This is a genomic window from Deltaproteobacteria bacterium, from assembly GCA_019309045.1.
Classification (GTDB): Bacteria; Desulfobacterota; Syntrophobacteria; order BM002; family BM002; genus JAFDGZ01.
The window spans coordinates 1-14,215 of sequence record JAFDGZ010000072.1 but is presented as its reverse complement, the minus strand read 5'-3'; the positions used below and the strand labels follow the sequence as shown (position 1 = coordinate 14,215).

Here is a 14,215-nt window from a genome sequence, read left to right as displayed (position 1 = left end):
GAGATAGGCCTTGTAGTTCGGCAAAGGTCTTTCGGGTCCAAAAGCTGTGCGCAACAACAGATCTCCCACATGGGGAGCGTCTGTGACTTTTCCCATGACAGGCTGCAGCGTTGACACGAGATCGCTTTTGCCGCTGTATTCGTCCCAGGTTTCCAGAGGCATGGCCACAGGGACCACCAGATCCGCCTGCTGGCTAGTGTCATCGAGGAAATTACTGAAACTCACCACAAAGAGCGAGCCGGTCCTAAATAACCCACTCAGTTCTTTTGAAGAAGGGAGGGTGAAAAGAGGATTGACCTGATGAAGAAAGAGCAGCTCTACTGAACCACTGGCAAGTTCTGCAAAGAAGGCGTTTACAGATGAACGTTTCGCTGCCACCTCCACCCTGTGCCTGTTGATGAAATCAAAAAGGGTGAGGTAAGGATCAAAGAGCAGGTTGAGCAGGTTTGCTGCCATATTGATCTGCATGCCGTGTGAGCCGGCAGTGCCGCCGGCACCGGTGCCAAGGACGAGGGGACGCTTTGCCTTGAGGAGGTTGAAGAGCATGTTGTCAAACAGCTCTGTGGGGACTCCGGCGAGTTCACACACTCTGTCCCTCTCATAAGGGGCGGAAATGTTTTCCATTGTGGCCCGGACTTTTCTGGAGAGTTCCATGCCCTTGCTGCTGCGCAGAGCTTCCCTGAGAATGGCAAGAGCGATATCGAGTTCTGTACCTGGCCGGCAGCGCAGCCAGACATCAGCATTGGCGCAGGTGAGAGACTGGTATGGGCTGACCTGGTAAAAAAGACCTTTGCCTACCCGGTCGAATCCGTGCATCTTTTTAAGTTTTCTGGCATATTCAACAGGAGAAAGCCAGGTTTCCAGAAAGTCGGCCCCAAAGGAGACCAGAACGTCTGCCTGGTCGAGATGATAGGAGGGCAGGCCCTCGAGGCCGAAAATGTGGCGGTTGGCGGCCCTGAGAGATTCATAGGCAAAAGGTTCGAACACCACCGGGGGGGGAGAATTCCACCTTGCCAGCGCCTCTGTCATCAAAGTCAGCAGAGTGTCACCGCATACTTCTGTCAGCAGACGCAGGCGGCCCTGCCGTGCAGCGGCTGCTTTCTCGATTCTACTCCTGATGAGAGCTTCGGCTTGGGCAAAGGTCAGAGGTCGCCAGCCCTGCTCTGTGCGCATGACGGGGTTTTTCAGCCTGTCAGGGTTGTACACTCCCTGAAGAGCAGCCTGGCCGCGCATGCACAGTGCTCCTCTGTTTATGGGATGTTGAGGGTTGCCTTCCAGCTTGATGATTCTGGCCTCGCGATTCTTTGCCAGGATTCCGCAGCCGGCTGGACATTCCCTGCAGGTGGAGGCATACCAGGTAGCCTTGCCGGTTACCTGATCATCCGGCGCCTGTACCAGAGAGTAGAGATGCTGCACGGGTTGAGACGTGCAGTTTGCAGCAAGAGAAAGACCGCCTGCCCCGGCGATTTTCAGGAAGGTTCTACGATCCACCTTACGATAGACTCCCTGTAAAGAATATGGAAAGCAGGAACAAGATTGGCGGGTTGAGCAAAATGATTGCTTAAAGATATCCAAAAAAACAAGGGAAGGCAACCACCACTTTTTGCAACAAACAACCTTGAATAAAGCGGTTTTTCAATAGATACGATTTGCCTGGAGAAAGTCCGCAGGGGCAGTCTCTGTACCGCCCAAAAACCAGGTTTTGCTGTTGATGACCACGATGGCGGCCATTGCGGCCAGCAGCCTGCCAGATCGAGTCGATTCTTTCGAAGAAAGCATCTAGCGGCGGCACGAAAGCTAGTGTATTATGAGGAGCTAAATGGCTGAAGAGATGCCCGGCAACTTTCTTACTACCCAGGGGTAATCGGTTGTGAGCAGCGCTTTGCAAGCTCAGCCCTCTGGCTTGTTTGGATGAAAAAATGACCAGGGAAATTGCTTCGAAGCCCCCCTCGGACAGGATAAAATTCTCGCCGTACGATCGTCGTCGTGCTTTTGATCCTGACTATTTCGCCAGAGGAGGAAAAGAGCGTCGCAGCGGCCGCTGGGACAGAAGGTCTCACCGTGAAAGACGGCGCCTCTGGAAGGACAGGAGGGTGAAGCAGGATCCAGCCTACTGCGGACCGGAAAGGAGAAGCGGCAAGGATCGCAGACAGGGCAGCGATCGCAGAAAGGTGATTATTGAACATGTTGGGCAGGAAAAAAGACGGCACCCCCGGGCCCAGATCAAATTGCCTCTCATCATCAAGGGCTCTCGCGGCTACATGTCCGCAGAGACCAAAGACGTCAGCCTTGCAGGAGCATTTATTTGCGGGGGGGAGTCTATGAAGCTGACTGAGGAGCTCATGGTCACCTTCATAAACGTGCCTCCTCTCGAACTCGGCCTGACAATCAAGGCCCAGGTAGTGCGGGCGAACATTCACTGCCTTGATGACGAGACTCTCACCTACGGCGCCGGCATCCGGTTCATAGAGGTATCCGAGGAAAGCACGGAAACGATCTCAACTCTGGTCGGCCGCCATTTGCAGGAGGAGGCGGCTGCTGCACCCCTGGTTGAGTTGCCAAGTGCGGATGGAAAGGAGATGGAGGACATGGAGACAGAAAGCCGAATCGTAGAAATCAAGATAAAGCCAGACAAGTATCCGTCAGTGGAACTCTACTGGAAGCAGCAGCACGATTACGAAAACGATGTGCTGGTGACGGATGTGACCTTTCCGCAGGAGACCTGGACTCACCTTGCTGAGGTGTGCCAGAAGCTTACCGACGAGATGCATGCTTTCAGTTCGGACAAGGTGAAGGCAGCGCTGCAGTTTATGACAAAGAGAATAACCGCAGAAATCGAGGCGGAGCAGCTTCGGGAAAAACATAAAGATGTGTATGAGATGTTTGCTGATTACGTGGCGGAAGTAAACAGCAGGACAGATCTTGATAAAGTGCGCAGGGCGCAGCTCATCCACGAAAAGGCGTGCGAGTTGAAGTTGGCCTGAGTGTATAGTCAGTTATCGGTTGTCAGTTATCAGTAGACGGCACGGCAAAATCTCGGCAGCCGCAGGCTTTAGCCTGCGTTGCCCAGTGTGGAGGCCAGGTTATGCGGTTGTCATCGACAGTAATTTTCGGGCATGACACCAGCAGCTGCGTACTGAAACCGTGGGAGCAGCATCCTGCCGCGAAAGGAAGCGTCAGAGGGCCATGGTTACCAGGCCCGTATTGGCAGAGGGTTACGGCCACGAACGAAAAAGCCGACAGACGTAACCGAACCGCGAAACTGGAATCGTAGCCGTTGCCGTAAGCGACTAGCTCCCACCTCTATCTGAATGGTCGCCAGCCTCAAGCCCTGTCATCCTCTTCCTTGACACTGTCACCTTCCCTGTGTCAGAATAATTTTTAGCAAATTGCAGCATCTGAGCACTCTCAAAATACAATTTTCCACCTACCAGCACGAGGGGTGCGATTTTTGTAATTGGTAAACCTTTTTTATATCAAACAATCATTAACCAATGTGCGGACGGAGGAAGAGAGGTGTGAACAAGTATCTCTATCTTTGTGTTGCGCTGGCGCTGGTGGTTGCCTGCGTTGTTGTAGCAGCCCCCCGGGTGTGGGCTGGCATTCCTGCTATACAGCGGGAAGCACTCATTGCTCTTTTTGAAAGCACTAATGGTGACAGTTGGACTGATAACAAGGGCTGGAAGGATACCCCCTTGGCAGCAGACGGTTTTGCCTTGCCGGGCACGGAAGGCAGATGGTATGGAATATACGTTGACGCAGGCAATACCACGGTGATAGCTATAGATTTGTCCCACAATAACTTGGATGGTAAGGTGCCTGCTCTGCTAGGCAATCTCAAGAAGCTAGAACACCTTGTGCTGTACAACAACCAATTGGGCGGAAACATCCCTGTCGAACTTGGGAGCCTCAGTCATCTTCAGGAACTCGATCTATACAACAATGCATTAACCGGGAACATTCCAGCAGAATTGGGCAATCTCACCGATCTTCGGTGGCTCAGTCTAGGTTTTAATCAATTAGAGGGGGGTATCCCAACAGAATTGGGCCATCTCAGCAATCTTCAGCGTCTAAATCTGCGAAATAATCAACTAGAAGGGGGCATCCCAGCAGAATTGGGAAGTCTCAGCAATCTCCAGCGTCTAGATCTCGGCAATAACCAGTTAAATGGGAGCATTCCGGCCGCGCTGGGCCATCTCAGCAATCTTCAGAGGCTTGATCTAGGCAGTAATCAGCTAGAGGGATGCATTCCGGCCGCCCTAGGCAAACTCGACAACCTTCAAAGGCTTTATCTGTCCAGTAACAAGCTAAGGGGACCTATTCCCCCTGAACTGGGAAAGCTTCTAGTACTACAGAGGCTCATACTAGACTCGAACGAGCTTATGGGCCGCATACCGGAGAGCCTGGCCAATCTTTCCAGCTTGGAGGATGACTTTGGCCTTGATCTCCGCTGGAATCATCTTTTTACGAGGGATGATGCCCTGCGGGGCTTTCTTACCTCGAAGCAGCTGGATAGCGATTGGGAGAGTTATCAAACCCCGCCCTTTACCATAATAACCCCGATGTTGATGTTGCTAGAATAGATGTAGGTGCGAAGTTGGGCAATAATAAACGAGGATGCACGGCGCACGGCTTGGAAGCGAGTGCCAGGAAAGTCGCCCACATGATTCGCCTGAACAAGTTCAGCAAATCTCTTCACTGTAAGAGCGCTTCTCTAAGCGCGATCCAATAACAGGTGTCTGCAGCCTGTCATTGGCGACCATTCCATTGCCAGTTATCGGTTATTGGTAAATGGCACGGCAAAAGGTCGGTAGCCGCAGGCTTTAGACTGCGTTGGCCCTGATGTGATCCGAAAAAAATGACAACAGAGGCCAAGAGCAGCTCCAACCCTATGTCCACAGATCCGTGGGGGGGTCTCCGTACCCACCTATATTCATCCTTGCACCATGAAGCATGTACCATGTACCATTACACACGCGCAGACGGTGGGGAATCGAACAGTGAGAGAACAGGAAAAGGAGGAAAGCCATGGCAAGGATGCGGCTCCTGTTTGTGTGCCCTGTGCTTGTTGGACTGCTCTTTGGCTGTGTTCCTAAATCGAAGTATCTGGAACTTGAAGGAGATGTGCTTGCTCAGCGCAACCAGTTGCAGAGAGAAAAATACAAAGTGGCTAGACTGGAGAAGAGTCAGGCCCAGTGTTCGGAAGAGCTCTCTGCCCTGCAGGCGAAATATGCAAACCTTCAGGACAGGACTGATGAGCTGTCGCAAGAGCTCGAGAGAGTAAAATACGAGCTTGCCGAGAAGGAGTCCACGATAGAGCAGCAGGCGCGGGTCATCAAAAAGGCTTTTCAGAATAGGAAGGCTCTCGAGGCCACCATGAAAGCACAAATTGAGGCCAAAGAGGTAAAGATCGAGGAACTGGAAGGCAAACTCAAGGTCACCTTTGTGGACAAGATACTTTTCAATACAGGCAGCGTGGCCATCAACCAGAGGGGCAAAGAGGCGCTGCTCGCTGTGAGCAAGTTTTTGAACAAGGAAAAAGACCAGGACATCGTCATCCAGGGCCACACGGACAATGTGCCCATTGGGCCTGGCCTGCGGGACAGGTATGCTACCAACTGGGAGCTTTCGGCAGCAAGGGCCACAGCTGTGGCGCGCTTTCTCCAGGATGAGGGCGGTGTTGGCCCTGAGCGGCTGGCGGCCTGCGGCTACAGCTACTACCGGCCGGTGGCTTCCAACGACACTGCAGAAGGCCGCCACCAGAATCGGCGCATCGAGATCATTCTGACGCCAACCCGGCAGCTTCAGCAATGAGGTGAAGCAGGTGGAATTGTACGGGGGTTGGGCATCCATCTGGGATGGAAGCCCAAACCCCCTATTAGTGTGATCAGACGCTTGGAACGTCAGCAATCCAGAGCCGGCAGCTTTTCGTCCAGGTCAGCCATTATATGGCCGAAGGCGGCTTTGCCGTGAGCCTTGAGTTCCCGAAATTCCTTGTTTATCCGGTGCAGATAACTGATGGCTGCAAAGGGAAAACCCTCTTCATGCCTGGTGAGGAGCACATTGAAAGGGTTGTCGGTCTCGATGTGGCAGTAGCCTTCGAAGAGATCGTCCCGGTAGCGGTCGTACATTTTTTTGGTGCAGAGTACGAAGGAACACTGGCTCGTTTCCAGCGTGGGAAACCTGTCGCGGTCCAGCTTCAAGGTCATGAAAAACTGCTGCAGCATCATTTTAATATAATCGTAGACCCTTGGATCATTTACAAAAAATTCATCCACACACTCCGTCAGTTGTTCCAGATCGGGTCTGGTGAGTGCCAACAGCTTCTGCAGATAAGCTTGCTCGTCAAAGTCCTCACCCCCTGAGAGCGGCAGTCCCAGACTGGCGAGAATCTGCAAGGTGGGAACAGTATCCAGCTCGCTCGTGAGTATCCTGGTGAAGTGCTCCATGAGGGCGTCGAAATCTTCCTTCTGGTAAGTGAAGGCGCTCCGGCCTATCCTCTTGATCTTTTCTGCCTCCCGCTCCAGTTCGGCGGCCATGCGGGTGCACCTGTAGATGGTGCTCTTGAGAATCTCTTGCCGCTCCCGGACAAATCTGCCCAGAGAGTCATATATGCGGTGCAGCAAGAGATGCTTCTGCTTTTCGCTTCGCTGGCTCTGCAATTTGCCTGCGGTATCTATGATCTGATTGATGAGAGTAATTGTGGGCGAGTCGCCGATTCTGACTACAATGTCGCCAATGCCTTTTTTCTTTCGGGTAACAACGGCCAGTTTTTCAAGGAGATTTTCCAGTTCTTGATTGCTGGTTCCTTCGAAGAGCTCGGCTTCCAGCCGCGAGATGCTGGTGGAGACCCGGCTGATCTTTTCATCCAGCAGGGAGGCCAGCTTTTCATAATAGAGCAGACCGCCGCGTAGATAGTTGTCTTTGGCGGTGACGATTTCCTCTGCCCTGGCAGAAAAACTGGCGGCAACTCTGTCAATGAACTCTTGCACCTCGCCGTCCCTCTTGCTGGCCTCCGATGCCTGCTGAAAGTCTTCCTGGAGTTCGTCGACCTTCTCGCGCAGAAACTGATAGACGTTCTCCTCGGAAACTGATGCCCTGTTTATGGTGTCACGCGTCAGGGTGGGCAGCTCCCTGCTGAATTTCTGCAGGAGCTCGTCTTCATTCAGGTTGCTTTCCACAAAAGCAGAAATTGCTGCTCCTTTGATCTTTTCTGTTTCGTTGTCGGAGAGGGGCTTTGTCACCTCCTGGAGAAAACGTTTCGCCGAATAGCAGTGAAACACCTGCGGCAGGCAGTCCGCCTTCAGACCGGCCACATTCATGGTGAGCAGGGCTGTGGGGTGAGAGCCGCCGTCGTGTCCCCGCCATTCCCTCTCCAGGATGTGGGCAGAATAGTTTACCCGGTCGCCGTCCAGGTAGCTGCCCACTTTGGTGAGCTCCAAGGTAGAGATGCAGGTGGCAATGGTAGAGGCGATGGCCTGATACTTCAGGGAGGTCTCAGCGGCTCCACCAGAGAAGATGTAGACTCTGTGGGCGATGCGGCCGTCAAACATCTTTCTGTCTCTGACGCCGTCCTTGCCAGGATAGACCAGGCCGTTTCTGCCAGCGATGGCATATTCCCACAGCATGGCCGAGGCCACGCAGTTCCTCTCCACGCTCTCTTCCTGGATATTCTGCAGCCCCAGATACCCTTCCGAAGTTGCCAGAAAGACTTCCACGCGAATCTTCTTCTCTCGCAGTCGCTCCCGCACACGATATAGGAAGGGGATCGTCATGCCATTGCTGACCGATCCCCCCATGCCGGAAATGATGATCAGTTTGATCTTCTTGCCTGGATTCTTTGCCCTCACCTCGTCTATGAGGCGCAAGGCCTCTCTGGTGATCACCAGGTCGTCATACTTGTGGAAGGCAACGAAGCCGACTGCCGGTACTCCCTTGCAGCCTGCTTCAATGTCGCAGAGGAGATTTAGGGGAATGTGTCGCACGGCCTTTTTTAAGTCGCGGTTTTCCTCGTTTTCCACGTAAATGTCGCCGTCAAAGTGATCCAGATGTATGAGGTACTCTGCTTCGCGTTGGAGATCCAGGCGATCCCTGTGGGGCTGCTCTGTGTCGAAGGCAAGAAAACGCACCTTGTCTTCCGGTATTTGCAGTCGTTTAAATTCTTCGTAGAGAAGATAGAGTACATATCTACCAAAGCCTCCAAAGGTGAGAAAAATGAGGGCCTGGTCTTCATAGAATTTGCTTGTTACTGACACCAAGTTTTTCAACATAGCGGCATTCTCCTTTCCTCTACAAGATAACTTATTATACTTTCAAAGGAATTTTTCTTTTTATCTTGCTGGTCAGATAGAGAAGAACCAGAGAACAGAACAGAAACAGCAAAGCTGCTCTCGAGGCATAGTACGAGAAGGCGCCCGATTTCTTGAACCTGACTTCAAACTGAGATGGTTCAATAAGGACTGCGCCGTAGCTGTTGCCGACGGGCATCAGTTTGACCTTGCCCTTATAGCGCCCGGCCTTCAATGCTGCGCTGTTGGCGATCCTGAAATCCAACACCAGCCTGTCTTCAGTAGTCTTCACCTGGATGAGGCCTTTACTGCTGACGGCACTGGGATTGTCGGGTTCGAATTTTACCACCCCGGTGATTGGTGGGGCCTTTTCTATCTTGTCAGTAATCAAAGGCAGGGAGATGGTCTTCTCGTAAAGGGAGTCGGCCTTGAAAGGGATGGTACCCAGGTTGACGGTTTCCAGGGCAGGAACCTTGACATAAGCGCGCACACTGCGAGCAAAATCCTGCAAGGCTTTCTCGAGCGACAGCCGACTGAAATCGGTGAGATCCACCAGGTGCCCGGTCTTGCCCATACTGCCCACCAGTGACCTGGCATCTTTAAAAGCAGCCCATTTCAACACACCCACCCAGACGTTGAGGCCCTTATTTCTGCCGGCAAGGGCGATCTTGCGGAAGTTCTCTGCATCTCTTTTTTTTCTCTGCTGAATTTTCTTCCTGGGCCATCGGGGAGAGTAGGGCTCTGACTTGCCGTCTGTAAAAACATAGAGCGCATTTGTCGGAAAAAACTTGTCATATTTGTTGACTACATCAACAGCCTTGACTATTGCTTCCGATATAAAGGTCAGAGAGCCACTTCTCTTGTTTAGTGCTTGCAATTTGTCACGGATGAGTGCAAGGTCGCTTTCCGTCTGATATAGAGAGGTAGCTTCGAGCCTGGCCTGTTCGTCAAAGGAAATAAGGGAGATTCGATCGCCTGTTCTGAGAATATTTTTGCGTGTGTCTAGAAATTCCTGATCCAGTTTTGTGGTAATCTCATGAAGTAAATCTAATTTTCCTTTTAATTTCATGCTTCCGCTAGTGTCAATGACAAATACCCAATGAACATTAGGCGAGTAGTCTGTAGCATTAGCTCTACCATCAAAATAAGATGCACAAGCTAACACTAAGATAACAATAAAAGATATGCATTTCTTCTGCATTTTCTCCCCCACTATTTAGGTTACAACATGATATCCAGAGCATGTTAGACAATGAGCAATATATATGCCAATAAAATATTTTCTATCTATACTTCTAGAATACTTTTTCTAACTATCATACTATACTAACTTTCTTTTATAAGATAATGTTGCTTTAATTTGCCTCTAGTTTTCTAGAAAATGATTTTCCTTTCCGCTCATATGCCGTGCAACTTGACCTCACTCCTTCATCTTCCTGAGGAAAATGGGGCCAGGACTGGTTTCCGTCCATGTTTCACATGTGTATACATGTGCCTATCGCGGTGAATCAAGAGTATACTAAAAGTTACGAAAAAGAAGGGGCGGTTTGCGGAATACATTTGGAGGATGGCAAGTTTCAGGCTGCTGCTCCGCCTCCTGTTCTGGTTGATTGTGGCTGGACTGAGACTTTGGCTCCAGGGGAGATTGAGCTTCTGCAGCTGTCGTCTCCTGAAAGGAGAGGCAATACAACAGCTTGGCATCACTCAGTTTTGACAGCTCTATGAAATGGCGAATTTTGGAGTTGCTCATCTTTTCCAGAGCACCCTGCCGAACTATGTCTATCAGCTTCATAAGACCCTCTCTTCTTCGATTTGTTTAGCTGGATTATGCAAGGTGAGTGCCTGCTTGTCCGGTTATCACGGGTACAGGGTGGATGGTACAGGGTGTACGGCTTGGAATTGTGAATCAGAAAAGCTGCGCAAACATTTGATAAACAGTAGACCAGTATAATGGTGGCCGCGAGCTTTAGCCTGCGCTGCGGTATGCAGGAAAGGTGATCGGCTATCATCGGGAGTGACTTATGTAGACGATGCCTTCAGCTGCCTGCTGGTAAATGCGTACTCCCCGATGAATCTGTGGGAGCGGCATCTTGCCGCTAAAAGGAATGGCGCGAGCACCGTCAACTCTCTGCTTGACAGGAATCGCAGCCCTGTGACAGTATCAGGACACTTTTCTGTAAATCGGCTTGTCCACCATTTTTGAGAGATTTTGCCGCCCTCCAATGTGAAGGGTGGTATGTATCTAGATTAGCAGGCCTTTCTTTTCATGGAGCCATTGGCCAGAGTGCAGGCGAAAGGAGAGTTCTATGAAGAAGTGTCTCTATTTTGCACTGGTTGGCGTGGTTGCGAGTTTATTGGCTGTCGTGCCTCGGGTGTGGGCTGCTATACCGGCTGCGGAGCGTGCGGCCCTCATCGCCCTGTACAACAGCACCGATGGCGACAATTGGACTGACAACAGCGGCTGGAAAGAGCCGCCCCTGGCAGCAGACGGCTTCGCCCTGCCCGGCACGGAAGGAAGCTGGTACGGGCTGCACGTTGGCAGCAGTGGCGGCGGTGACGCGGTAACGGAGATAGCACTTGGTGACAACAACCTGGCGGGTACGCTGCCTGCCGAGCTTGGCGATCTGAGTAATCTTCTGTACCTTTATCTAAACAGTAACCAGCTTACTGGCAGCATTCCAGCCACGCTTGGGAATCTGAGCAAACTTTATTACCTTTATCTATACGATAACCAGCTTGCTGGCAGCATTCCAGCAGAACTGGGAGACCTCAGCAGTCTGCTGTACCTTTATCTAGACAATAATCAGCTTATAGGTAACATTCCAGCAGAGCTTGGCCACCTAAGCAATCTTCAGTATCTTCATCTAGCCGATAATCAACTTACCGGCAGCATTCCAGCATCATTGGGAGATCTCGGCAATCTTCTCTACTTTAATCTATTTAATAACCAACTTACTGATAGTATTCCAGCAGAACTGGGGAAGCTCAGCAAACTGCAATATTTATTATTGTCTAACAACCAGCTTACCGGCGGCATCCCAGCATCATTGGGGGATCTCAGCAATCTGCAGGACCTTTCTCTATCTAATAACCAGCTTGCTGGCAGCATTCCAGCCGCGCTGGGCAATCTGAACAGTCTTCAGTACCTTTATCTCTCCAGGAATCAGCTTACCGGCAGTATTCCAGCAGCGCTTGGGGATCTGAGTAATCTTCTCTACCTTGATCTGGCCTATAACCAGCTAAGAGGACCAATCCCACACCAATTGGGGAAGCTTTCGGAGCTTCGAGGGCTCTATTTGCAATCGAACGAGCTTATGAGCCGCATCCCGGCAGAAATGGCAGATCTCGCGAATCTGGTGGATGGTCAGCTGGATCTGCGCTGGAACCATCTTTTTACAAGGGATGATTCCCTGCGCACTTTTCTCAACACAAAGCAGACCTGGGGTGATTGGCAGAGTTATCAAACCCCGCCTTTTGCTATAGTGACCCCAGTGCTAATGGAGGTGTTGGAGTAGGGCGGTGTCGGCCCATTCAAGGGAATGTGAAGTGAGTGCGGATATGGGAGCTGCAGCTGGCCTGTTGCGAGTTGCGAGCTACGGGTTGCGAGTCATAAAGAGCGGCCCAGGGTGTACGGTACATGGTGCACGGCTTGATATAGAGAGTCAGGAAAGATTCTCAAATGCTTTGCTTGGACAACTGCAGCGAATCATTCACTGTAGGAGCGCTTCTCCAGGGGCGATCGAATAACAGCCCACTGCAGCCTACTATTTGCGATCATTCAGTTATGAGTTATTGGTACACGGCAGAGCAATATGTCGGTGGCCGCAGGCTTTAGCCTGCGTTGTTCAGCCTCGGTAGACGGCCACGGTTACGAGGCCGGTATCGGTGAGCGGAGCATGGCAACGTGTTAGATTGAACTACAGCTGAAAGAGGCCTGGCAGCTCTGGGCGAGCCGAAGCCCCCGAGCAGACATTCCTGCCGTCTCACCAGGATGGCTGTTGTCATTAGCTTGAGTATCGGAGAACAAGATCAACCGAAAGCCGTGGCCGCCAGCCGAAACGGGCCTCGTAACCGTAGCCGTAGCCGAGTAATACTCAAGAAGAAGGTTGCACTATGCGAGTCAACTGGTGGGTAGATTCTGAGGCAGTACTGTTCTCCTGGGCAGCCGCGGTTTCGTACTCTTGCAGCAGGGAGCTGATCAACTCCTTGACCGAAGTGATTTTTTCCACGCGGTAGGCGTTCTGGCCGGCAAAGGCAAAGCCGTGCTTCAAATTGCCTTTCTTGGCGCTCATCAGGGCAAAGGCAATACAGTACGGGCTTTTCTTGTAGTCACAGGTGGTGAGGCATTGATAGGGGCATTTGAAGGGTTTCGTTTTCCCCCGCTCTACCTCGGTGATGAATTCATTGCGAATCGCCCGACCAGGGAGCCCTACCGGGCTGTTGATAACCACCAGGTCCTCCTCTCTTGCTTCAATGTATGCCTGTTTGAATCTCTGGTCCGCATCACACTCATGGGTGGCAACAAAACGGGTTCCCATCTGCACCCCTGCAGCACCCATCCGCAAGAACTTGCAAATATCAGCCCCGGTGTAAATGCCCCCTGCTGCAATTACCGGGATGGCCCTGTGGTACTTTTCCTCAAATGGCTTTACCGCCTCGATGACTTCTGGCACCAGATTTTCCAGAGCGAAGTGTGGGTCTTCCAGCTGTTCGGGCTTGAAGCCGAGATGGCCGCCGGCCTTGGGCCCCTCAACCACCAGGGCATCCGGCAGACAATCGAATTTTGCCCGCCACTTCTTGCAGATTATTCTGGCCGCCCGAGCAGAAGAGACTATGGGCACCAGCTTGGTGGCGGCCATGTTCTTCAAATACCCCGGTAGATCCAGGGGCAGCCCGGCTCCAGAGAATATGAGGTCGATTCCCTCTTCAATCGAAGTCTTGACCATGTCAGCAAAGTTAGTCAGGGCTACCATTATGTTGACGCCGAGGATGCCTCTGGTCATCTCCCTCGCCTTCCGGATCTCTCTTTTCAGGGCGCGGATATTGGCTCGCAGGGGATTGGCATATATATCAGGCTCATTCATGCCAATCATTGCAGTGGCGATAACCCCGATGCCACCCTCTTCAGCAACGGCCGAGGCCAGGCCGGACAGGGAGATGCCCACACCCATACCACCCTGGATTATGGGAATCCTGGCGACTATATTTCCTATTTTCAGTGCGGGAAGTGGCATAGCTCTTCTCTTGGAATCGAGACAAAAACAACAGCGCTGTTCAGCGGCTTTCATTACCTTTTTCGACGCTCAACACTACTATACTACCATTATGTGATTAGATTCAACCCAGAACAAACGGAAAGGGCATCTCGCCTCATCAGGCAAGATGCCCACGATAGGCAAGTTACTGATTAGATCTTGGTGACGTTCGTTGCGGCAGGACCCTTGTTGCCCTGCTCTACTTCGAAGCTTACCCTGTCGCCTTCATTGAGACTCTTGAATCCGATAGCATTGATCCCCGAATGGTGAACAAATACGTCCGGACCATCTTCCTGCTCAATGAAGCCGTACCCTTTGCGGTCGTTGAACCACTTGACAGTTCCATCAGGCATAGTGACACCCTCCTTTCACGAAAATTCTCATGGTTCCAAATCCGAGGCTGCCACTTTTGTTAAATGGAACTTCCTCCAGAACGAAACCGGCTCCCCAATAAGGGGAGCCCTTTGTTGAGTAATTGAACCCTAGCACACCGCTTCAGGGAAGTCAAACTATTTGTGTAAATAAAAAATGGTAAATCACACAGTAAGATAATCTCAGCCTCGAAAGGCCCTCAGACCTTGCCTGCTGGCAGCAGCGGCTCGTCAGGAATGTGGTCCCGGGTCCGTCATTATCGAAACGTTGACACTCAAGGCAGCATTATGACAGTATAAT

The 14,215-nt window shown here is 51.6% G+C and carries 10 protein-coding genes; 4 read left to right on the top strand and 6 right to left on the bottom strand.

All coding sequences use genetic code 11. The annotated features are described in order from the left end of the window. Positions 1 to 1,491 (bottom strand): molybdopterin-dependent oxidoreductase (locus JRI89_13650; GenBank protein MBW2072284.1); only part of this gene is annotated, 1,491 nt, incomplete at its 3' end. Positions 1,492 to 1,919: 428 nt separating this feature from the next. Between JRI89_13650 and JRI89_13645 the strand changes: the two genes are divergently transcribed. The 3 genes from JRI89_13645 to JRI89_13635 all read left to right on the top strand — a co-directional run bounded on the left by JRI89_13645 (position 1,920) and on the right by JRI89_13635 (position 5,814). Continuing rightward, positions 1,920 to 2,984 (top strand): PilZ domain-containing protein, encoded by a 1,065-nt coding sequence (locus JRI89_13645; protein MBW2072283.1) that lies wholly within the window; start codon positions 1,920 to 1,922, stop codon positions 2,982 to 2,984. Between the two features lie 534 nt (positions 2,985 to 3,518). Beyond that, entirely contained in the window at positions 3,519 to 4,583 is a 1,065-nt protein-coding gene (locus JRI89_13640; GenBank protein MBW2072282.1) for a leucine-rich repeat domain-containing protein, read from the top strand. 445 nt (positions 4,584 to 5,028) lie between these two features. Then, positions 5,029 to 5,814, top strand: coding sequence for an OmpA family protein (locus JRI89_13635; protein MBW2072281.1), 786 nt, complete (start codon positions 5,029 to 5,031; stop codon positions 5,812 to 5,814). An 89-nt stretch (positions 5,815 to 5,903) separates the two neighbouring features. On the opposite strand, the gene JRI89_13630 is transcribed toward JRI89_13635, so the two are convergent. The 3 genes from JRI89_13630 to JRI89_13620 form a co-directional block, all read right to left on the bottom strand. Continuing rightward, on the bottom strand, positions 5,904 to 8,270 hold the full coding sequence (locus tag JRI89_13630; GenBank protein ID MBW2072280.1) for a hypothetical protein: 2,367 nt from the start codon (positions 8,268 to 8,270) through the stop codon (positions 5,904 to 5,906). A gap of 34 nt (positions 8,271 to 8,304) precedes the next feature. Beyond that, complete coding sequence (locus JRI89_13625; GenBank protein ID MBW2072279.1) at positions 8,305 to 9,357, bottom strand: VWA domain-containing protein; 1,053 nt, start codon at positions 9,355 to 9,357, stop codon at positions 8,305 to 8,307. Between the two features lie 450 nt (positions 9,358 to 9,807). Continuing rightward, positions 9,808 to 10,080, bottom strand: coding sequence for a hypothetical protein (locus JRI89_13620; GenBank protein MBW2072278.1), 273 nt, complete (start codon positions 10,078 to 10,080; stop codon positions 9,808 to 9,810). Positions 10,081 to 10,594: 514 nt separating this feature from the next. Between JRI89_13620 and JRI89_13615 the strand changes: the two genes are divergently transcribed. Beyond that, on the top strand, positions 10,595 to 11,803 hold the full coding sequence (locus JRI89_13615) for a leucine-rich repeat domain-containing protein (protein MBW2072277.1): 1,209 nt from the start codon (positions 10,595 to 10,597) through the stop codon (positions 11,801 to 11,803). A 579-nt stretch (positions 11,804 to 12,382) separates the two neighbouring features. Here the strand turns inward: JRI89_13615 and JRI89_13610 are convergent. Next, the gene (locus JRI89_13610; GenBank protein ID MBW2072276.1) at positions 12,383 to 13,522 is read right to left on the bottom strand and encodes a nitronate monooxygenase; all 1,140 of its coding nucleotides are present in this window, start codon (positions 13,520 to 13,522) and stop codon (positions 12,383 to 12,385) included. Positions 13,523 to 13,695: 173 nt separating this feature from the next. Continuing rightward, entirely contained in the window at positions 13,696 to 13,896 is a 201-nt protein-coding gene (locus JRI89_13605; GenBank protein ID MBW2072275.1) for a cold shock domain-containing protein, read from the bottom strand. Between the last annotated feature and the right edge of the window lie 319 nt (positions 13,897 to 14,215).